Raw genomic sequence first — 21,927 nt, 5'->3', positions numbered from 1 at the left:
TCATACAAACTCGCCGGTAAATCTACACTCAATGTCAATGACCTCCCCGCACACTGCGTCGCTGAACTAGAACGCACCGTCGGAGATGCTAATGACCCAAAATCCGGTACAGGAATCCATTTATCAAAACAACCTGACTCAAACTTCACCTCATAACCTTCACCTGCTCCTAATTTCTCTATATCACTGAATAAAGCATTTGCATCCTCCATATTCGCTGGTCTGGTAGTGATCGTTTTCTTTACAGGTACTCCTGCTTTCATCACAACCGTACGTACCCCTCCCACTACCTTATATAAGGTATAAGTAATAGGAAACTGAGGAGAGGCTCCCGAAGGTAATTCCACCTTCACAATCCCTGTACTTGGATTGGAAGGATCACACATGCCTATCCCTACTATTGGAGTTATTTCTGTATAATTAGTGATGGTAAAAGACTGATAGAACATAGTATCTCCTAAACATCTTCTTCCACGCATATTGGGCTTATACCCATAGGTATACCCTTTGTCTTCAGGCTTATCTATAGCCGTATACCAAAATCGCCATGTAGGATTAATCCCCAAAATATAATTTCCTGGAGGAAGATTCCCTATCTTCCCTGTTACACTCCTTTTTGAAGCATCAGGATTGGCTACTTCATCTAATTCTTTAGCAATATATGATCCATTAATACCCGTTAATGATGTTCGCTTATACAAAGGTTCAGTACTTGTTGATGGATCTGCAGCAGTATCCTTAAAAACAAACATATAATTAAAAGGAGATACATTATACTTTCCATGGATCCCTGTAAATGTTACTTCCCCACGACTATCCTGTCCATTCTTACTACAATCCGTCTTTACTTCATACTTAAGATCATAATAAGCACTCTCTAAAGGAGTACTCATATCAATATTGACAACACGAGTAGCTCCACATCCATCTCGCATTGTGATCTTATACTTTCCTGTAGGTAAGTCCGATATTACATAAACGTGATTAACTCCTTCATTCATAGAAGGATAGAATTCCTTCTCAAAAGGAAATTTCACCTTGTAAGTACCTGCTAAGTTCCATGGACCTGTAGAGTTCAGAATTACTTCTGATTTACCATCTTCTCGCTCAATTTTTACTTTCAAGTGATTGGTCTCCGTAATATAATTGACCAAGCCTGATCTATTCGGGTCATCAGCACCAAAAATTATATTCGATCCTCTATCCGCTACCTGTAATATCCAACGAGGATCATCTGATTTTCTCACAAGAATCCCATCCAAAAGACTATTGGGTATAGATGATTTAAGGTCTTTGGAAAGATAATGCTTACAACTATTAGGAGATGTCCCATCAAGAGTTGCTGTAGCTTCCGCATATTCCACCTTATATTGAGTTCCTGAAAGAGAGTTAACTCTTATCCTGTGTATATTCTCATCCACTCCATCATAATACTTAAACAGTTTATTGGGGTACAGAGGATCCTCTGTATAAGGTGACCAAGTTCCTGACTGATTTGTTCTGGCTTTTATTCCCGCTACATTGCAAAAAGCATTATAGGTAACAAGCCAAGAGGAAGAGGCATTATATTGAAATCGCGTTTCAAATATAAGTCTTTTAGTACAGGGAGTTGTTGCACTGGTAGATTCCAACTTCACTTGTGTTAATGGCATATCAGCCTTGAGAGCTTCTACAGTGTGGGTAAGCTGCTTGGTTTTTCCATCCCCATCCTTATAAGAGAGCTCAATCACATCTCCTACTTTTAATTTCTCTGATATATCTGTATGTAAAAAAGGTCTTTTCCAATTCCAATAACGAAACTCTCTATTCCCATAAATATGATGTGATCCCTCTGTTGCTGAAGGTGTTTTTATAGCTTCTACACTAGTGAACTCTTTAGGAAATCCTGCAACAGGAACTCCTCCACGAGTAACTTTCATAGTAAGCAAATAAGGATAATACCATTCCTTATTAGTACTATGTTGATAAATTACTTCTAAAGCGATATTGAATTCATTACAATCACTACAAGAAGGCACTAAGTGCATACGAAGTTGCTCTGCAGAATATGTATATTTTACATTTTCTGTTCTTACTGCTGTACAACTACCGTCCGTTACAGTAATCTGATAAGTTTTATTAGCTTCAAGCTTCTTGCCTCCATCTGGTTCTATAACCTTTGAGGTTGTCCCTGTAGCACCACTTTTATTAATACTTTGTGAGGCAATAATCACCTCACCTGTAGTTTTATTCACTACTTTTACACTAAAAGGACCCGCTCCTGCAGAGGCATTATTAATTTCTATTTTTACAAGTCCTCTTTCTCCTTGAGTTTCTGTAGATTTAAGAGGACGTGATGTTTCCATTGTTACATTATGAAGGAAAGATCCTGAAGCACCTAAAGTAGTAAAACTCCTTCCACTACTTCTATTTTCTGTAATAGAACAACTTCCTCCTCCTACTTGGTCAGTGATTTCTACTTCATACTTAGTATTAGGCTTGAGTCCTGTAAGGAGAACATTTGTCTCATTGCCTGTTTTATTAGTAGGGGCTGAAGTAACTGCAACCGCAGTCTGCCCTACTTCATAGAGTTTTACTATGAAGGGACCCGCACCATCCTTAATCTTAACAGTAACTTTTCCATCAGCAGTACATTCACCAGTAGCTCTTTCAGCTGCTGTCTGTGCTATTGCATCCACCACAAAGCGCCTATAGGTGGAGACTACCGCTTGGGTAACTACTGTAGGATGGGTCATAGTACCATCCTTCCTAACAAGTTTTACCTTATAGGTGCCTGAGGAAAGATTCTTGAATTCTGCCTTTCCTGCACTATCAAATGCCTGCTGGGATTGTTTATTAGCACCACTATTATCATACAACTCTGCCCACCAGTCAGCCACATAAGCAACTCCTTTAGCGGCTACAGCAGCACTCCAATCCACTTTCACTGTACCCCCACATACTGTGTTCTGAACACTCGTACTATATGGAGGAGGGGTAGCTTGTGCCTTACCTAACAGAGGTACGAGCATCCATATTATCAAATATAATAGGTGATGCACTTTCATAATTTTATTGGATTTATTCATTATCATAATCTTATAATTGTTAATTAATTTCTATCCAAAAGTTTTTTCATATTATCATTTCTTCACTCTTAGCGGAAGAATGTTTCCACAGCAATCAATGAACCACAACCTGCAAGAAATCCTAAGAGAGCAAGCCAAGAAATATGTTTTACATACCAGAAAAAGTCAATTTTTTCCATTCCCATAGCTGCCACTCCAGCAGCAGATCCTATAATAAGCAAACTGCCTCCTGTTCCTGCAGAGAAGGCTATAAAATGCCATAGAGAAGCATCCAAAGGCTCTTGAAACATACCAATAGCTGCGGCTACCAAAGGAACATTATCTATTACAGCAGAGCCAAATCCTAAGATCATGACTACTATATTCTTATTAGGTACTACAGAATCCAACCAACCAGCAAAATGGAATAAAGAGCCTATAGACTCCAAGGCCGCTACTGCTAAAAGAATTCCTAAGAAAAATAGAATACTGGAATGTTCTATACGCCCTAACGCTCTATGTACGGAGAAAGAAGGTTTTGCTTCCTCACTAAGTTCACTATTAGGCTTCAAAAGTTCAGAGAAAAACCATACCGTTGCTAAAGAGAATAACATTCCCAAGTAAGGGGGTAGATGAAATATGGATTTGAAGATAGGCACAAAGATAATAGCCAATACCCCTATAATAAGGATAGGCGTACTACTTTTGTAAGCCTGTGTTTTGTCCATCTGAGGAATTTCCAAGCGACCCTTGAAAATAGGCATGAAAGAAGCTATAAGGAAAGGAACCACAAAACAGAAAACTGCCGGAAGCACTACATAGTCAATAAGCCTTGAAGCAGTTACCTTATTAGCCATCCACAGCATGGTAGTGGTTACATCCCCGATAGGTGACCACGCTCCCCCCGCATTAGCAGCAATAATAAGCAGAGAGGCATACCAGATACGTTCCTCACGGAAAGGTACGAGCTTACGTAGGATGGTTATCATTATTATAATAGTGGTAAGATTATCTATCAAGGAAGAAAGGAAAAAGGATACAATTCCCAATACCCAAAGTAACTTTTTCTTTTTGCGAGTTTTGACCATCTTCTTAATAATTTCAAAACCACGATGCATATCTATAATCTCAACAATAGTCATGGCACCAATAAGGAAAAAGAGAATTTCTGCCACCTTTCCTAAGTGATGGAGTAGCAAATTATCAATGGCTTGATGATTATCTCCTCCATAATTATCTGCAAGAGGTTTTAATCCATCTTCAATCTCAAAAACGGGTAAATCCGCCGTTTTAAGGATAGTCCAACAAATAACTGCCATTCCAAGAGCGGAAATAGTCTTATCAATTTTCACTTGGTGTTCTACTGTAATAAACAGATAACCAATAAAAAACACTGCTACAATGAGTAAATCCATAGTACTTTTCTTTCATTATATTTTGCGGGCGCAAGTTATAAATTTTTTATTAAAAAACCCAATTTTATTATAGTTATTTTTCACACATTGTTGATAACTTTTTAAGGAACCCATTATTCCTTGACATTTTCCATTCCATCTGCTATTTCCTAAACTATTAATTTATAAATTTAACAGTCCATCTTATTAAAAATATTATCATTTTCTTTTCTATTCTAAAAAAAATATGTACCTTTGCGAGGAAATAAATATTAATATTACTTTAATTCCCTCAGAGTATGATACCAAACTTTAAGTACCCTACTCCTATTGATAAGGAAGTGGATTGGGATAAGTCCAAAACTATTATGAGTCGTACTGATGCCGCCGGGGTTATAGACTATGTAAATCAGGTATTTTGTAATGTATGTGGTTATACTGAAGAAGAACTTTTAGGCTCTCCTCACAATATTATTCGCCATCCGGATATGCCCCGTATTATTTTCAAAGTACTATGGGATAATATACAACAAGGCATTAATTTCCACGCTGTAGCTAAGAATCTTGCTAAATCAGGGGAATATTATTGGGTGGTAACAGATTTTGATATATTCAAAGATGCTCAAGGGAAAATAGTAAACTATCTCGCCCGTCGTACCTCCGTACCTACGCAAAGTGTTCAGAAATACATAGCTCCTCTCTATGCTAAGCTCCTCCAAGTGGAAGCTGTAGGAGGCATGGAAGCCAGTGGGGCATACTTAGTTAATTTTCTGAAAGAAAATGGTTATTTTGATTATATTGACTTTATAGAAAATGCTATTTTAGAATTCAAATAAGGTTATTAGTTACTGCGCATATATTATTTTTGTTAAGAAGCCATCCGTTGAGGATGGTTTTTTATTTACTTATACCTCTTTACCTTTTATTTTCAAAAGTAGATACACTCCTATCCCTAATAACCCAGCTGCAATACTGGCTAAAAGGAAACTCCCAATAAGGTATTGAATAAGGTTTTCCTTAATAAATTCTTGGGTAATCTCTCCTTTGGGAGGGAGCATCTTTCCTCCTGTGAAGAGGCTTCCAATCTTAAGAGAAGTCAGTACAATTATAGGAATCATGGGAGGAATACTCACATTGGAACAGAGAAAAGCAAGAGATTTGTTCAGCCTAAAAAATACCGCAAAAGCAAGGGTGAGAACGGTTTGAAATCCCCAGAAAGGAGCTATCCCAAAAAAGACTCCTAAGGCAACCGAATAAGCCTTATTACTATCAGAGACATTACTCTCTAAGAGATCTTCCTTGAGAAATCGGATAAAACTTTTTTTTTTAGACCTCGAAAGAAATCACGTGGTTTTATATATAAGAAAGCAATAAGCACCAAGAAAGTATTCAGTATACTGATACGAATAAAGTCTTTTATTGGGCGAAAATGAGATACACGCTCTTTAGGATCATATAATACACGTATAGGCACATCCTTTATTGCAATCCCTCGCCAAGAGGTGCGCACTAATATTTCTATCTCAAATTCAAATTTCCCAGTAAAATATCTTTTAGGAATCTCCATAAGAGGGTAAAGCCTATATCCAGACTGTGTATCGGAAAGACTTACTCCTGTTTCCAAACGGAACCAAAAATTAGAGAATCTACGTCCAAAGCTACTTTTCTTAGGTATGGTATCCCCAGACATATTACGACTTCCTACCAATAACACAGGCATTTTTTCCCTTTCCAAAGCCTGTACAAAAGCGGGTATATCTTCAGGAAAATGTTGCCCATCAGAATCTATAGTAAGTGCATAAGTATATCCCCTTGAACGAAGCTCCTGAAAACCTATCCTCAAGGCATTCCCCTTGCCTGTATTCTTAGGAAAGGTTATTATCTGAACAGAAGGATATTGGGATAAAATTACAGCCGTATCATCCGTAGATCCATCATTGATTATCCATACATGAGAGGTATACTCAAGTACCCTTTCCAATACATCTGCCAATGTCTTGGCATTGTCATAGGTAGGGATAAGTACACAGATATGTAGATGTTCTATTTTATGTGAAACCTCTTTGTTCATTCAGTCATTTTTTGGCAAAGATAAAGTTTTTGTCCGAAAGAGAGAGATAATATTAAGAGAACTATCGTAAAAACGGATAGTTCTCTTAAAAAATACATATAATTAATAAAGTTTTTTACTAAGAATCTACTTTATTTTCTGATTGTAAATACCAATAGTTAAACTATTGTTATTTATATCTTTAATAGCATGTCCAGTACCTTTTTCCAAATTGTACATATTTGTTTCTTTACTACTTTGGGCTGCTCTTACCAACTCTTCAAAGGAAGGAAGTTTAAAAGAAAGTGTTTTACCATGTTTTATTTTTACATTGATAAAGATTTTTTCTCCCTTCTCAAAAGAAATGATTTTCTTGGTAATTTTTCCTGAATTATCATAATAATCTTTCCTAGGATTAGGTTGTTCAGAACTCTTAGGATTCCATCTTTCAATAGTGTAATACTCTGTAGACAACTCTTTTCCTAAAGCATCTCTTAATTCTCCTCGCTTAATAACCAAATCAAAATCTAATGTTTTATCATCAATAGAAGAAGCATCATTTTTTAGATATTTAGAGTAAATCACCGTTTTAAAAGTCTCATTAGTACCTAACTCTCTTAAACGATAGGAAAGCGGTACACCGAGATTTTCTTTTCCAAAAGTAGCTCCTTCTTCTAAGAAGGTACGTATTGAAGCGAAATCCCCAATAGTTTTCCCTGCCAATTTAGCATTTCCTCCAAAAACACGTCCTGTGATGGTAGCACTTTTTTTCAACTCATTATAAGCTGTCTCAGCTTCCGCAGTGAACTTACCACTTAGAATAGAGGCATTTATTTTAGCTTCTAAGTCAATCTTACTAAGAGTGGACTCTATACCGAGTAATAATACTCGCCCATATTTGATAGAAGAGATATAAACAGGCTTTTCTGCTCCAAACTGGGTTCTATAATCAAAATTATCATTAAAGAAATCAGAGGCTTTTTTAGGAAGATCTATATCTACTGTATAGAATACCTGTTCAATTTTGACAATATATCTTGTTTTTTCTTTATCATATTTGAAATTAGTACTTCCTTTCACTGTATTTACAGCACCAGAGTAACTTGCACCTAATGCCAATTTCAAATGCTGCTCATCATGTACTTCATAGCTATTATAAGTCATATTGGCAGGTGGTGCATTGAAGTTCTTATTTAACAGTTCACTAATCGCTGCACGCATTGTAGACAGAGAGGGATTCTCAACAGTAACCCTAGGAGAGTCCCCTGTTAATGAAACTGAAATAGTAATAGGTTTTCGTGGTACAATAATAGGAGAATAAGACCCATCAACCACTGTTTTTGATTTTACCAAAGCTCCTGGATAAAAAACTTCATCATTTTCGGTAAAAAGCAATTGATTCTCATACTCTTTAGCTTGTTCATAGTAATGAGTAGCTGCCACACTCATCATTGGGGCTCCGAAAAGAGAAGCTGTTTTAGGTGCTTGCTGGGAGGCTAATCTCTCAGAGAAAGGAGCACGCTGTTTTACAGAAGGAAGCTGCGCTACATAACTGTCTAATTGCGCTGCATTTAAAGCCGTTCTGTTTGATTCATTGGCATCTTCTTTTTTGCATGAAAAGAGAGCCATAGCAGAGAAAAACAATGTCATGTTTTTCAAAGAATGCAAATTTAATAATTTCATATAGTATGTTTTATAAATTACTAAGAATGTATTAAATTTATTTCCCTGTTTATTGCTTAAAAAACTAAAGTAAATAAACAATAGATGTATTCTTATCACACAACATTAATATTTCCTCAGCACAAAATCATTAACCTTTACAGGAATTTTTCTTTACTTATAGAAATTAAATAATTTCCAATATATAGCAAAAATCTAATACAAAAAATATATTAGTTTGTTAGTTAAATTTTTTTGTTAGTTAAATTTTTCAAAACCTTTTCCATAAACGGCTTCCACATTAGCACGAGTAACAAAGGCATCAGGGTCTATACTATTAATCAAACGAAAAATAGCAGTTCCTTCTCCACGACGGGCAAAGACAATGATTACTTTTTGAGAGTTTTTGGTATACCAACCTATACCATCAACCACTGTACAACCTCGCTTAAGCTCAGTATTAATATGGGTGGCTATCTCCTCATATTTCTTTGAGAGAATAATAACCTGTATGGCTTGCTTGGCTCCATTCATAATCACATCTACCGCCTGATACATCACCGGAAGTAAGATAAGCCCTAAAACCATTTTTTCTATCGTATACCCTTTCAATATAAAGATAGAAGATAATACAATAAGTACATCCACATATAGGAGAATACGAGAGATTCGTATTTTAAAATACTTGGTAACCAAAAAGCCAATAATATCCACTCCTCCTGTACTTCCATTAACAGAATATACCATTCCTAAAGCGACTCCCATAAAGATACCCCCCAACACAATAGCAATAAATGGATCATGCACAGGTGGGTTGGCTAAAAAATAAGGTTTTAAGTACACCTCTCCTAACCTTACTCCAACAGTAAGCATTCCCGCCCCTATAATGGTATTGATAACAAATTTCTTTCCCAAAGGACGGAAGGCTACTATCAGAAGTAATACATTCACTACGAAAATCGTACTGGATACATTAATTCCTGTGGCATAATTCAATAAAAGAGCAGCTCCCGCTAGCCCCCCTGACACTACTTGGTTGGGCATAATAAATCCCGTAAGCCCAATAGTATAAATAAAAATGGCAAGCGCCATTATTAGGTAATCTTTTATATAAAAAGATTTCAAATACTCCATTGTATTACGTTTCTTATTCATAGTGTATAATTTCTTAACAGAGCACAAAAATACGATTTTTTAGCATAAAAAAAGTATTTTCAGCACAATTTTAATTTATATTTTAGCACTCTTTTCTAATTCTTTTTTATATAATTCTCTTGATTATTAGAAATAAAGATTATTTATAAATAAATCTATTTTCGCAATATGATACTTTTCAAAAATAAAAACTATCATTTATCACTCAATACATGTAGAATTCAGCAAGCGATATTAAGCATTTTTACTTCCTCCTAATTAAATAATTTATTTCCTTTTATTAATTATTAGCTCTTTATTAATATTATCTTAAGAATAATCTTAAATATCTCTGTGCTTGATCTCTTCTTGGATGAATATTCTTTTTAAAGTTTAACAATGAAAACATTAGCTTTTTAAATATTTTCTATCTTAATCCTTTAAAAAATATTACACACAGTTAGTCAAAAAGCAATAGAAAAATAAATAAATTCGTATTTTTGCAAACATATTGGAGAATCTTTTTACAGAGTGTAAGGACTCTCATTAATTATAACTTTTGTCAAATAATTTAAAATGACCTATTTTTCTACAGACTTTACCTTAGGTATACTTGGAGGTGGACAGTTAGGAAAGATGCTCCTTGCTGAGACCCTTAAGTACGATATTCGCACTGCAGTGCTTGACCCAAGTGCAGACGCTCCGGCACGCTTTGGCTGTCAACGGTTTGAACAAGGAGATTTATTGAATTATGATACTGTGTATCAGTTTGGTAAAAAAGTAAATCTTCTTACCTTTGAGATAGAAAATGTAAATGTAGATGCTCTAGAACAGTTAGAGAAAGAAGGCGTTACTGTATACCCTACCCCTAAGAGTCTACGCACTATACAAGATAAAGGCTTACAAAAAGATTTTTATAAGAAACACAATATTCCTACGGCTCCCTTTGAATATTTCTCCTCTCCTACTCTCTTAAATGAATCCCTTATACAAGGAAAATGGAGCTATCCTTTTGTATGGAAAAGTACCCGATTTGGTTATGATGGTAATGGAGTAAAAATAGTTCGTAATGATAAGGACTTAGCTTCACTTCCTCAAGGGGACTGTATCGCAGAAGAATATGCCTCAATAGCAAAAGAACTTGCAGTAATAGTAGCTCGTAATGCTAAAGGGGAAACCGTTACTTACCCTGTGGTAGAAATGGAGTTTCACCCTGAAGCTAACCAAGTAGAATATGTTCTCTGTCCGGCACGTATTCCTCAGACAATCAGCGAGCGAGCTCAAAAGATAGCCTTACAAGTAGCTCAATCCTTTGAGAGTATAGGGCTATTGGCAGTAGAGCTATTCCTCACCCAAACAGGAGAAATATGGGTCAACGAGGTAGCTCCTCGTCCACACAATTCTGGACATTATTCTATTGAAGCAAGTTATACGAACCAATTTGAACAGCATCTTAGAGCTATTTTGAATTTGCCTTTAGGAAGTCCTAAAAGCAAAGTAGCTGGTGTCATGGTCAACTTAGTAGGAGAAGAAGGTTATACAGGAGATGTACTCTATAAGCATATAGAAGAAGTCCTAGCACTGGAAGGGGTTACCCCTCATATCTATGGTAAGCGGCAAACACGTCCTTTTAGAAAAATGGGACATATTACTATAGTACACCCTAATATAGAGATAGCACGTATTATTGCCCAAAAAGTGAAGGAAACCATCAGAGTAATTGCTAAAAAATAAATTTTTATCAAAAATTATCCTTTAATCATGAGTCATTAATCATTAAATTCGTATCTTTGTGCCTTTAAAAACAACAACGTTAAACTTAGATTATTGCTATGATTTACATTGAATTATTAATTGTCCTTGCAGCTATTTTTGTAGGAGCAAGGGTAGGAGGTATCGGTCTGGGTATCTTCGGTATGATTGGATTGGGAATTTTGGTTTTTGGCTTTGGGCTTAAGCCAGGTAACCCTCCTATTGATGTAATGCTCATCATCGTAGCGGTTATCACCGCAGCAGCTACCCTACAGGCAGCAGGAGGGTTGGATTATTTGGTAAAAGTTGCCGAGAAAATCCTTAGGAAAAATCCTGCTATGATTACTTTTCTTGCTCCTGTAGTATGCTATTTCTTCACTTTATTCTCTGGTACAGGGCACATTGCTTACTCCTTGTTACCTATCATTTCAGAAATTGCTACCGACAGCAAGGTACGCCCTGAGCGTCCACTCTCTATTTCTGTAATCGCTTCCCAACAAGCTATTACAGCAAGTCCTATATCCGCAGCTACTGCTGCCCTTCTCTCAGCTGAACTTTTAGGAGATAAGGGAATTACCTTGGGAAATATCCTTATGGTATGTATCCCCTCTACACTTATTGGAGTGATTGTTGGTGCTATTGCAGTGAATTTCATAGGAGTTCCTTTGGAAAAAGACCCTGAATATCTTCGTCGCCTTAAGGAAGGGCTTATCAGCAAAGAAGAACAAGATAAACCTAAACCTTCAGAAGCAGACCTTAAAAAAGCAAAAACCTCTGTAATTATCTTTCTCATTGGAGTGCTCTCTATCGTTCTTTTCGGTTCTGTAGATGCCTTGCGCCCATCATTTGAAATAGATGGTAAGATGGTACAACTTGGTATGACTCAAACTATTGAAATTGTAATGATGTCCACCGCAGGACTTATGCTTATTTTCTCCAAAGCAGATATTAATAAAGCTGTAAAAGGATCTGTATTTATTGCGGGAATGCAAGCGGTTATTGCTATTTTTGGGATTGCATGGATGGGAGACACCTACTTTAATGGAAACATTGAGTTCTTCAAGACACACATAGCTGAGATTGTAACTCAATATCCATTCCTCTTCGCTGTGGCACTTTTTGTGATGTCCATCTTCCTATTCAGTCAAGCAGCAACCGTACGCACATTATATCCTTTAGGTATTGCTTTAGGTATTTCTCCCCTTGCTTTAGTGGCAATGTTTCCTGCAGTCAATGGATATTTCTTTATCCCTAACTACCCTACTGTAGTAGCAGCTATTAACTTTGACCGTACTGGTACCACTCATATTGGGAAGTATGTACTAAACCACTCTTTCCAAATTCCTGGCTTTGTCGCCACTATTGTAGCGATTGTGGTAGGTTATGCAATTATTATGTTCATGTAATGATCATTCATTTATGGTAAATTTTCTCAAAACAATATTAGCTGTAATTATTGGTTTTTTTATTTCAATATGCCTTATACTTCTTGCTTTTATTGGAATGGGATCTGCTTTCTCTCCAAAAAAAGAGAGTACTAAGGAGAATTCCATATTGAGTTTGGATTTCAAAAAGCCTATATATGAATACAGCCAGCCAATATACATTAAAAATTTCAATTATGAGATAACTGAAGAAAATACACTTACAGCAATTCTCAGAGCTATTAAGTATGCCAAGACAGATAAGCATATTAAGGGAATTATACTGGGATCCACTGAAGGAATCACAGGGAAGACACATCTGGCAGATATTCGTAAAGCAGTAGCCGATTTCAAAACTACTGGAAAGTTTGTCTATGCTTTTGGAGAATCTATTTCCCAGTATGATTATTTTCTCCATAGTGTTGCTGACTCTCTCTTTTTAGGAACATTGGGCAGTGTGGAGATACAGGGGCTTAGTGCAGAGGTGTTATACTATAAGGATTTGCAGGAAAAAACAGGTATACACATGGAAATATTCCGCCATGGTAAGTACAAGAGCGCTGTAGAGCCTTTCTTAGAGAACACTATGAGTGAAGCCAACAGAGAACAAATAAGTGCCTATTTGCATTCCTTATGGCAAAGTTATGCCAATGAGGTAGTACAAAGTAGAGGTTTTTCTCTTAGTGATCTTAACCAAATTGCAGACAGCCTATGGGGACGCACTCCTGAACTTGCGCTAAAGCATCATTTGGTAGATAAGATTGCTTTCCATGATGAATTTGAAAATAGTCTTTGTAAGGTTACTAAAAGTGAAAAAATAGAAGACCTTCACCTTATCCCTATTGAAGAATATGCACAAAATGTTTCCCTTGAGACCCTAAAAGAAGCTCCTAAAAAAGCAAAGAAGGATAAAATTGCTATTATCTTCTGCGATGGAGAAATTATAGAGGGAAAATCCCAGCGAGAAAAAATTGGTAATGAAACTATCATAGAATCCTTAAGGGATGCTCGCGAGGATAAAAACATTAAAGCTATCATACTAAGGATAAATTCACCAGGTGGAAGTGGATTAGCCTCAGAACTTATTCATCGGGAAATTGCACTCACTCAAAAAGTAAAACCTGTATATACCTCTATGGGTAATTGGGCAGCATCGGGAGGTTACTATATAGCATGTAATTCCAATCGCATTTTTGCTGATAAGGAAACCTTGACAGGCTCTATAGGGGTATTTGGTCTTATCCCTAATGCTAAAGAATTAGCTGATAAAATAGGCATTCATAGCCAACAAGTAGAAACACACCCTCATGCTCTTACTTATAGTCTTTTAGAAAAGACCCCTGAAAAAACACGTGAAGTAATTACTGAAGGCATAGAACGTTTCTATAAAAAATTTGTACAACGAGTAGCAGATGGTCGTAAAATGACTTGGGAAAAAGTAGATTCCTTAGCTCAAGGACGTGTATGGACAGGTGCTGATGCTTTAAAGCATGGACTTATTGACCAAATAGGTTCCTTAAATGATGTTATTGACTATGTAGTCAAGGAGAAGAATCTTTCAAGCGGTAATTATAGCCTTATTGCTTATCCTATAATAGAAGTGGACTTTAGTGAATTCTTTAAGAAACAGTTCCAAGCCTCCACCAGAGCAGAACTTAGATCCCTATTACGTGAAGAAATAGGGGAAGATACCTATGACCAACTCCAACGGATAAACTATTCCACACGATATCCTCATTCTTTCTTACAAGCAAGGGTACCGTATGAGATCAAGGTAAAGTAATGAAAGAAAATTCTATACTTTAGCGCAGAAGTTCTCTGTAAAACTGAGGATAAGTTTTCTGGAGAATTTCTGCTTCTTCCAATAGGAAAGGTTTTTCCAAGGAAGTAATATAGGAAAGAGCATCTTTAGGTAAAACTCCTTTAATAGTAGTGATAGCATCAGAATAGCGAGAAGCTATTTTTATAAAATTCATGCTATTAGGTTCTAAAAGTTCTGGAGCTTCTTTTTGAGTGATTTCATCAAAAGCCATTTTAGAAAGAAGTTGCTTGCTAAGAGTTCCTTCAAAAGGAGATCTTAAAAAACTAGTAATTATTTTGGTATGAGAAAAGATAGCCTCTTCTGCATAAGTAGTACGTAAGTATAGGGGTAACAAAGCTCCCAACCAACCTTGTACATGTATAAGGTCAGGTGTCCAATTAAGTTTTTTAACAGTTTCTATAATTCCTTTTGCAAAGAAAATGCAACGCTCATCATTATCAGCATAGAGTTTCCCTTCAGTATCAAAGGTATCCTCCAGCTTAAAATATTCATCATTATCAATGAAATACACTTGCATACGCTCCTTCTGGATAGAAGCTACTTTAATAATCAAAGGCATATCTATATCATTAATAACTAAGTTCATTCCAGAGAGGCGAATCACCTCATGAAGCTGATGGCGACGTTCATTAATATCCCCATAACGAGGAGTAAATATTCGTAATTGTCCTCCCGTAGTATTGAGGGCTCTTGCTAAATCAAATGCAATTTTTGAAACTTCTGTTTCTGCTTGATAAGGTAATACCTCTGAAGAAACATAGAGAATCTTTTTATTTTTCATAGGTATATTATTATTCTATAACTATTTCGGTACAAAGTTACAAAAAAAATTCAAATTATTTACATATTTATTCAATTTCATAGTTCAAAATCATAAAAATATGAAAATTTTTAACAATAAATTAGAGTTACAGCACTTCTTGAATTCTTTCAATCAAGAAAAAAAATCTGTTGGCTTAGTTCCCACTATGGGCGCCTTACATCAAGGTCATCTGTCCTTGATCAAAAAAGCCATAGAAGATAATGACCAAGTTGTGGTAAGTATATTCGTAAACCCTACCCAATTCAACAATACAGAGGATTTGGAAAAGTATCCTCGCAACTTAGAAAAAGATATAGCTACCATCCAAACCCTTTCGGATAATATCGCTATTTTCGCACCTGCTATCTCTGAGATGTATGAAGGTGCCCCTACTTCAGGAAATTATGATTTTCAAGGTTTAGATAAGGTAATGGAAGGCGCTTTTCGTCCAGGGCATTTTCAGGGCGTTGCCACTATTGTAGAAAAACTCTTCCGCTTAGTTCACCCCACTCGTGCCTACTTTGGAGAGAAAGATTACCAACAAATTCTTATTATCAAAAGCATGGTCAGCCAGAAAAAGCTCCCCGTAACCCTTGTCCCTTGCCCTATTATACGTGAAGCAAGTGGGCTTGCCATGAGTTCCCGTAACCAACGACTCTCTGCTGAGGGAAGAGAGAAAGCTTCCTTTATATACAAAGTGCTACAAGAGGTAAAAGAACACTTTACAACTGACTCTTTCCCTGATCTGGAAATATTTGTTAAGGAACAGTTCGCTAAGAAACCTGAATTTGAGGTAGAATATTTTCTTATTGTGGATGAAAATACATTACAACAAACCTATGAAAAAAAGGAGCACACTCCATACCGCGCTTTCATTGCAGTATATATAGAAGGTGTACGCCTGATTGACAATTTGGCTCTATAACCATGCAACAGATTACCAGTTTCCAAAACCCTCTCATAAAACACCTATACTCCCTTACTCAGAAATCTAAGTTACGAAGAGAACAACGGGAATTCCTTATAGAAGGAAGGCGAGAACTCACCCTTGCTATAGAGGCAGGTTATCTGATAAAACAACTGTTCTTTTGTTCGGCTATCCTTTCACAAGAAGAAGTAGAAAAACAGTTTGCTGGAGAGAAATTAACAGAAATTTCTATGGAGATTTATCAAAAACTCTCCTACCGTTCCTCCACTGAGGGAATCTTAGCACTTGCTCAAACTAAAGATCATTTCCTTTCAGAACTTACTTTTCATAAGGAGAATCCACTCATACTCATAGCAGAGGCTCCTGAGAAACCGGGTAATATAGGAGCACTATTACGTACTGCCGACGCTGCAGGAGTGGATGCTGTTTGTATTGCCAACCCTAAGACAGACCTATATAATCCTAATGTAATTCGCTCCAGTGTAGGGACTCTCTTTACAGTGCCCATAGCCACAGCAAGTACTAAGGAGATTCTTTCCTTCTTACAGAAGGAAAATTTTACTATTTACTGCGCAGCTCTATCAGCATCAGTCCCTTATGACAGTGTATCCTACAGAGGACGCACAGCTATCGTAGTAGGTACAGAAGATGTTGGCTTATCCCCCCAGTGGCTCTCAGCCTCTTCTAAGAATATCATTATCCCAATGCGAGGAAAAATTGACTCCATGAATGTATCAACCAGTGCTGCTGTACTTATTTTTGAAGCGGTACGACAAAGGAAATAATATAAGAGGCTGTCCGAAAAGGATAGCCTCTTATATTATTATAACTAACTCTTTCTTCTGACAGTTTATAATTTTATCTACTTTTTATTTGTTTTTATTCTAAATAAATTTGTATCTTTGCGCTCGCTTATAAATTGTTTATTTATTCTAATTAAAAATTTATTTCTTTAAAGACATCCTTATGAAAAGATATCTTCACCGAGTAACAATAGTATTGCTTGTTGTAATACTAATGACTTTAGGAGCATGTAAGAAAGATGACATCTCCTTGTATGGAAAGGCTTTTCCCTTAGACAATCCAGAACTTACCACAGCACTCAAGGCAAAGGGATTCTCCTTTGAGGGGAATGCCATCGTAATTGATGATAAGTTGTGGAACCTCACTTCTCTTGACCTCTCAGGAGCAGGACTTAAAAGCGTGGCAGGAATCACTATCTTCAAGAATTTGCAAGAGGTGAATCTCTCCAATAATGCTTTAGGAAAGGTCTTTGACTTCTCCTTGCTTCCAGAGAATATCCAGCAGGTAGACCTAAGTGGTAACTCTATCTATGAGTTTAAGAACTTTCGTCCTTTGCGAAAACTTATCCTTCCGGTAACTGCCCAATATGATATGGAGAGCCTCCCTGCTTATTCAAAAACTGCTGCTAAAGCGGATATTCAAATAGCTACTAAGGACGGTTCTCTAAAGAAATATACCACCCTACGCGAAGTGCCCGATCCTACCCTGCTTGAGTTGTTCAAGAGACTTTTCCCCAGTCTCATGATAGGAGATAAGATAGATATCAGCAAACCATTACGTACTGCCGAGCTATCCACTCCTATTGTTATAGAACAATCTCACCATGACCCTACAGGATTGGAGATCGATAAAAGTAAGATTATGAAGTTAGACGGGCTGGAATACATCATCAACCACCCTCACTATGCAGGAAACGTCCAAATAGAAATGTCCAAAGAAAAGGAAGCTACTTTGCCTTACTTAAAAATACGACAATACACTGAAGGGGTCTCTCTCAAATGGGTAAATACACCTGCTTTAGATCTCTCTCAAGCAGAAAATCTCAAAATATTAATGCTTTCACATAACAAAGCTATTAAGCAAATAGACCTTTCCCATAGCAAGGTATTCCTACAAAGGGGAGAGAAAAGTATTTTCTCAGGATTATTTGGAGGGGATATCCTCCATTTGGGAGATTGCCCTGCTTTGGAAAAGGTAACCTTACCTGAGCTAAGCAAGGGGAAAAAACCTATAGGAGTATATGCAATTTCCTTGATAGCACTTCCTAAGTTACAAGACTTTGATATGAGCAAACTACAGGTTATTAATACACTTACCTTAAGCGCTTTGCCTATAGCTAAAATTACCTATCCTACCCAGATAGCTTATTTTACAAATAATGGAGAAAGAGATGATGAGAATGGAGAACTCAACTTTGCCATCACTCAAGAGATCTATGAAAGGGCAGAAACCAAAGCCTTTATCCAAAAGTATAACGGGAAAATAACTCCTGATAGAGGAGAACTTAATGAGTATGATCTAGAAAATTATGACTGGGTACGAGCTCAAGAAAACCAAGATGAAAACTAACCTTTTTAAATACCTTATAATGAAAAAAATAATATCCCTTATATGTATAGCTTCCTTTGCTATAGGAGTTTTTTCTTGTAAAAAAGAAGAACAACACCAAGAGATTAAACAAGAAGACAACAGAACTGCTAAGGTAATCCAGCAGCTGAACAATACAGTTATATTAGGACAGGATGTTAAGATGGCGGGGGTGGATAAGAGCCGCCTCCCTGGAGGAGTGCCTACCAAATTTCGATTCCGCTGGAAGGAAGTAGAGAAAAAAATGGAAATCCAAATCGTCAAGATACAACCTGGTTCTATGCCTTTTGCTATTGGAATGACCGCCAATGCTACCCTGATGGAACTCTCCTCTTGGGAGAAGAACGAATATCCTGAAGCAGGCTGGATAAAGCTCTTTGACGATAAGGGAGAGGTAACCCCCTACCTAAAGGACGATGACCCTGCCAAGCCTAAGCCAGATGGGGCAGTAATCTTGGTAGGCTTCTACAATGTCAATACACAGGAAATTGAGATCTCTATTAACTACAATATGATGAATGTAGTAGGTCATGTCTTCCGCCAAAAGATAGATACCGCTCGCCTAAAGAATTTTGATGAGGAATATGACGCCTACGAAGAAGCACTCGCCGAATGGAAGTTAGACCATGGTGATGAGCAGCTACGCGGCAAGACTTACCAATATACGGTAGAATTTCTCGGTGAAAGCAGAACTCTATCCTCTACTCTTACCTACGAAGGAAAAACCACTCAGGTGGATTTGCCTATACATTTCCAATGGAAAGGAGGTACTGAATATACCAATGTTACTAAGCGTATGCGAATCACCCTACCTAAAACCGCTGTAGCAGCTAATAATATGCAGATTTCCTTTGAGGCATTGGCTCGTTTTGCTTATCCTACCACTAAAACCGAACAGGAATTATACCAAAAAGCAGGAATAGAGGGAGAGACTTTCTCTCATTATCTCTTTACCAAATTCAAAGCGGTGAATGTAACCACTACCCTTTGGAATGCGGAAGGTACCCAACAGCTAAAAACCTCTGATAAGGGAGAGATACGCATCATTACCCGCTTGAAGAAAAACGGTGCTTCTATTCGCTTGGCTTATATCAATAAAGAACTGGGATTATATATCACCTCTCCTATTATTCCTATAGAGGGGGGCTATGATGATTTATAATTCTTTTTCCCAGAAAATGAGATATCTAATATGCCTATTCCTTCTCTTTTGTGGAGGAAGCTATGGACAACAAATACGGCTACGGGTGCTTGATGAAAGCACTCGTGAGCCTATTGTAGCTGCCGTAGTGAGCTATACAGAACCTACCTATAATGATAAACTGCAACACAGTGTGGCCGATGATAAAGGGGTGGCACTACTGAAAAAGCACAAGGACGGCACCCTATACTACCAGATACAGTCATTGGGTTACAAGGCTAAGAAGGGAACACTCTCTAAGCAAAAGGACGTTACCATATACCTCTCCCAAGAGACCACAGCTCTTACAGCCACCACTATTACAGCCAAAGCAACCACTCCCCTACGTCCCATTAAAGAAACTCCTACCGTGGTGCAAGTGATCACAGGAAAGCAGCTCGTAGAAGCAGGCTATAGCAATATCCAGCAAGCCCTAATGCAGGAAACCCCGGGTATGAATATTCAAAAAGTAGGTTTTGGCAACGAGATAAGTATGCAGGGACTTGATGCACGCCATATTCTTTTTTTGGTAGATGGAGAGCGTATGACAGGCGAAATGGCAGGAAATCTGGATTACGAACGCTTTAATCTCCATGCCGTGGAGCGTATCGAGGTAATGAAAGGAGCCTCCTCTACCCTCTATGGTTCACGCGCAGCAGGGGCAGTGATTAACATCATTACCAAGAAAACAGACAAGCCTCTGAGTATTACGGTAGGTTCGCGTCATGCCGAGATGAACGAGCGTAATTACCACAACCCTCAACCACGTGATTTCCTCTATATGTTTGAGAAAAATGCCGATAAACCCAACCTACAATCGTGGGTATCCGCAGGATCCAAAATAGGAAAATTCACCACCCAAACCGATGTGTGGTTTAGTAGCCAAGATGCTTATTATCTCTACCAAAAAGAACCTGACCGTAAGGTATATACCCGTGAGGCAAATCCATTCCTCCCTAAAGATACGATAGTACAGGCTACCTTTTTGCGTCCACCTATGGGTATAGAGGGGGTAGAACACGTGTCAGCCTCTCAAAAACTCTATTTTGAAACCAAGAATTTTAGCCTGCAACTCTATGGAACGGGCTTTCTGATGAACTCATACGATATGGTAAAAGACTTGTATTTCTCACAAACAAAGGATTTTACAGGAGGAGCGAAGTTCTCTTACCAATGGAAAAATTTCTTGACCCTACATGGGACTTTCCATACCGATTTCTATGAGCGTTATAAGCGTCATGAGCGTCGTGATGAGCATAAGAAGGTGTATGACTCCAAGATTATGCAGCCACGCCTTACGCTTACTTCCCAATATTTTAAAAAGCATGATCTGATTCTGGGGATAGACTATTTTCAGGACGACCTTACCAGCGACCGCTTTGCTTCGCATCGTATGCTCACTCGTGGGCTCAAGGAATGGGAGTTCTTCTTCCAAGATACTTATTCCATTACCCCACAATGGCAAGTGGAAGCGGGCTTGCGTACCAATTATAGCCTACAATTTGGACTCATGGCACTACCTAAAGTAGCGATAAAATACGCTTCCTCCGAAGCACTTTCCTACCGACTCAACTATGCCAAGGGTTACCGCTCGCCTTCTATCAAAGAGCTATTTTTCAATTGGGATCACTTGGGAATGTTCCAGATCATAGGCAATGAGATGTTACAACCCGAAAAAAACCACTATTTCTCTCTCGGAGCAGAATATGCCGTACCTAATTTCTTTATATCGGGCAATGCCTTTGTCAATCAGTTCTATGACAAGATAGAGGGGGTTTGGAAGATATATGAGTTTCAGTACAATTTTGAATATACCAATCTCTCGAATCAACGTTTATTGGGCTTTGACCTGCTTACCCGCTGGAAGATACTTCCTGCCTTAACGCTCAATGCTTCTTATTCGTATGTAAATGTAAGTAAAACCGACGGACTGCAAGTCAATACTACCTCGCCTCATGCTGCTACCGCAGGACTCGAATACAAGTGGTACCGCGATGATTATGATGTATCGGCAGGACTGACAATGAGTATGATGGGTAAGAAGATATTTGATGTACAAGACCGTATCACCATACAAGAACAAGTACCCTCAGGCGGAGGAACTCGTGTGCGCCCCGTGAGCAAAGAAGCCTATTTCCGCTGCGAATTGCCTGCTTATGCCTTATTTAACTTCAATGTACAACAGCATTTCCTCAAGCACTACAAGCTGAATATTGGGATTAATAATGTTTTTAACTATGTGCCTTCCACCTTAGGTTCGGGGGTTACTATGTTCAATATTCCTGCTACAGCTGGCCGCAGATGGTTTGCACAGGTAGAGATTGATTTTTAAGATGATTTA

Annotated in this window: 14 protein-coding genes and 1 pseudogene; 9 read left to right on the top strand and 6 right to left on the bottom strand. The window is 37.7% G+C overall.

The annotated features are described in order from the left end of the window. Positions 1-3,047, bottom strand: a 3,047-nt coding sequence (locus tag VJJ03_RS10745) for a hypothetical protein (protein WP_323975560.1), incomplete at its 3' end; no start/stop codon positions are given. A gap of 89 nt (positions 3,048-3,136) precedes the next feature. Next, the gene (gene nhaD / locus VJJ03_RS10740) at positions 3,137-4,462 is read right to left on the bottom strand and encodes a sodium:proton antiporter NhaD (protein WP_009401215.1); all 1,326 of its coding nucleotides are present in this window, start codon (positions 4,460-4,462) and stop codon (positions 3,137-3,139) included. 278 nt (positions 4,463-4,740) lie between these two features. Between nhaD and VJJ03_RS10735 the strand changes: the two genes are divergently transcribed. After that, on the top strand, positions 4,741-5,277 hold the full coding sequence (locus VJJ03_RS10735; RefSeq protein ID WP_009401216.1) for a PAS domain-containing protein: 537 nt from the start codon (positions 4,741-4,743) through the stop codon (positions 5,275-5,277). A 69-nt stretch (positions 5,278-5,346) separates the two neighbouring features. Here VJJ03_RS10735 and VJJ03_RS10730 read toward each other — a convergent pair. The 3 genes and pseudogenes from VJJ03_RS10730 to VJJ03_RS10720 form a co-directional block, all read right to left on the bottom strand. Continuing rightward, a pseudogene (locus tag VJJ03_RS10730) lies at positions 5,347-6,512 on the bottom strand (DUF2062 domain-containing protein). A gap of 126 nt (positions 6,513-6,638) precedes the next feature. Then, a complete protein-coding gene (locus VJJ03_RS10725) occupies positions 6,639-8,174 on the bottom strand; it encodes a thiol-activated cytolysin family protein (RefSeq protein ID WP_323975558.1) in 1,536 nt (511 codons plus the stop codon). A 237-nt stretch (positions 8,175-8,411) separates the two neighbouring features. Further along, positions 8,412-9,308, bottom strand: a complete 897-nt coding sequence (locus VJJ03_RS10720) for a YitT family protein (RefSeq protein WP_009401220.1) — start codon at positions 9,306-9,308, stop codon at positions 8,412-8,414. 555 nt (positions 9,309-9,863) lie between these two features. Here VJJ03_RS10720 and VJJ03_RS10715 point away from each other — a divergent pair. The 3 genes from VJJ03_RS10715 to sppA all read left to right on the top strand — a co-directional run bounded on the left by VJJ03_RS10715 (position 9,864) and on the right by sppA (position 14,246). Next, on the top strand, positions 9,864-11,021 hold the full coding sequence (locus VJJ03_RS10715) for a 5-(carboxyamino)imidazole ribonucleotide synthase (RefSeq protein WP_323975556.1): 1,158 nt from the start codon (positions 9,864-9,866) through the stop codon (positions 11,019-11,021). 98 nt (positions 11,022-11,119) lie between these two features. After that, positions 11,120-12,445: an anaerobic C4-dicarboxylate transporter gene (locus VJJ03_RS10710; protein WP_323975554.1), complete on the top strand. Its 1,326-nt coding sequence runs from the start codon at positions 11,120-11,122 to the stop codon at positions 12,443-12,445. A 13-nt stretch (positions 12,446-12,458) separates the two neighbouring features. Then, on the top strand, positions 12,459-14,246 hold the full coding sequence (gene sppA / locus VJJ03_RS10705) for a signal peptide peptidase SppA (protein WP_323975552.1): 1,788 nt from the start codon (positions 12,459-12,461) through the stop codon (positions 14,244-14,246). Between the two features lie 19 nt (positions 14,247-14,265). Here sppA and VJJ03_RS10700 read toward each other — a convergent pair whose 3' ends face one another. Further along, the gene (locus VJJ03_RS10700) at positions 14,266-15,066 is read right to left on the bottom strand and encodes a glycogen/starch synthase (RefSeq protein WP_323975549.1); all 801 of its coding nucleotides are present in this window, start codon (positions 15,064-15,066) and stop codon (positions 14,266-14,268) included. A 100-nt stretch (positions 15,067-15,166) separates the two neighbouring features. Between VJJ03_RS10700 and panC the strand changes: the two genes are divergently transcribed. From panC to VJJ03_RS10675, 5 genes are all read left to right on the top strand, one after another. Next, positions 15,167-16,012 (top strand): pantoate--beta-alanine ligase, encoded by an 846-nt coding sequence (gene panC, locus VJJ03_RS10695; protein WP_009401225.1) that lies wholly within the window; start codon positions 15,167-15,169, stop codon positions 16,010-16,012. Positions 16,013-16,014: 2 nt separating this feature from the next. Next, positions 16,015-16,800: a TrmH family RNA methyltransferase gene (locus VJJ03_RS10690; RefSeq protein WP_009401226.1), complete on the top strand. Its 786-nt coding sequence runs from the start codon at positions 16,015-16,017 to the stop codon at positions 16,798-16,800. Positions 16,801-16,981: 181 nt separating this feature from the next. Next, positions 16,982-18,388: a leucine-rich repeat domain-containing protein gene (locus tag VJJ03_RS10685; protein WP_323975546.1), complete on the top strand. Its 1,407-nt coding sequence runs from the start codon at positions 16,982-16,984 to the stop codon at positions 18,386-18,388. 19 nt (positions 18,389-18,407) lie between these two features. After that, positions 18,408-19,568, top strand: coding sequence for a DUF4903 family protein (locus tag VJJ03_RS10680; protein WP_040358112.1), 1,161 nt, complete (start codon positions 18,408-18,410; stop codon positions 19,566-19,568). 16 nt (positions 19,569-19,584) lie between these two features. Further along, on the top strand, positions 19,585-21,918 hold the full coding sequence (locus VJJ03_RS10675; RefSeq protein WP_323975543.1) for a TonB-dependent receptor: 2,334 nt from the start codon (positions 19,585-19,587) through the stop codon (positions 21,916-21,918). Positions 21,919-21,927 lie beyond the last annotated feature (9 nt).

Origin of the sequence: Capnocytophaga sp. G2 (assembly GCF_035282625.1) — a bacterium.
GTDB lineage: Bacteria > Bacteroidota > Bacteroidia > Flavobacteriales > Flavobacteriaceae > Capnocytophaga.
The sequence above is the reverse complement of the archived record's forward strand: the minus strand, read 5'-3'. Positions and strand labels throughout refer to the sequence as shown.

Excerpts from the sequence above, each read along its gene's own strand:
- nhaD (WP_009401215.1), bottom strand. The coding sequence starts at position 4,462 with ATGGATTTACTCATTGTAGCAGTGTTTTTTATTGGTTATCTGTTTATT.
- VJJ03_RS10735 (WP_009401216.1), top strand. The coding sequence starts at position 4,741 with ATGATACCAAACTTTAAGTACCCTACTCCTATTGATAAGGAAGTGGAT.
- VJJ03_RS10725 (WP_323975558.1), bottom strand. The coding sequence starts at position 8,174 with ATGAAATTATTAAATTTGCATTCTTTGAAAAACATGACATTGTTTTTC.
- VJJ03_RS10720 (WP_009401220.1), bottom strand. The coding sequence starts at position 9,308 with ATGAATAAGAAACGTAATACAATGGAGTATTTGAAATCTTTTTATATA.
- VJJ03_RS10715 (WP_323975556.1), top strand. The coding sequence starts at position 9,864 with ATGACCTATTTTTCTACAGACTTTACCTTAGGTATACTTGGAGGTGGA.
- VJJ03_RS10710 (WP_323975554.1), top strand. The coding sequence starts at position 11,120 with ATGATTTACATTGAATTATTAATTGTCCTTGCAGCTATTTTTGTAGGA.
- sppA (WP_323975552.1), top strand. The coding sequence starts at position 12,459 with ATGGTAAATTTTCTCAAAACAATATTAGCTGTAATTATTGGTTTTTTT.
- VJJ03_RS10700 (WP_323975549.1), bottom strand. The coding sequence starts at position 15,066 with ATGAAAAATAAAAAGATTCTCTATGTTTCTTCAGAGGTATTACCTTAT.
- panC (WP_009401225.1), top strand. The coding sequence starts at position 15,167 with ATGAAAATTTTTAACAATAAATTAGAGTTACAGCACTTCTTGAATTCT.
- VJJ03_RS10690 (WP_009401226.1), top strand. The coding sequence starts at position 16,015 with ATGCAACAGATTACCAGTTTCCAAAACCCTCTCATAAAACACCTATAC.
- VJJ03_RS10685 (WP_323975546.1), top strand. The coding sequence starts at position 16,982 with ATGAAAAGATATCTTCACCGAGTAACAATAGTATTGCTTGTTGTAATA.
- VJJ03_RS10680 (WP_040358112.1), top strand. The coding sequence starts at position 18,408 with ATGAAAAAAATAATATCCCTTATATGTATAGCTTCCTTTGCTATAGGA.
- VJJ03_RS10675 (WP_323975543.1), top strand. The coding sequence starts at position 19,585 with ATGAGATATCTAATATGCCTATTCCTTCTCTTTTGTGGAGGAAGCTAT.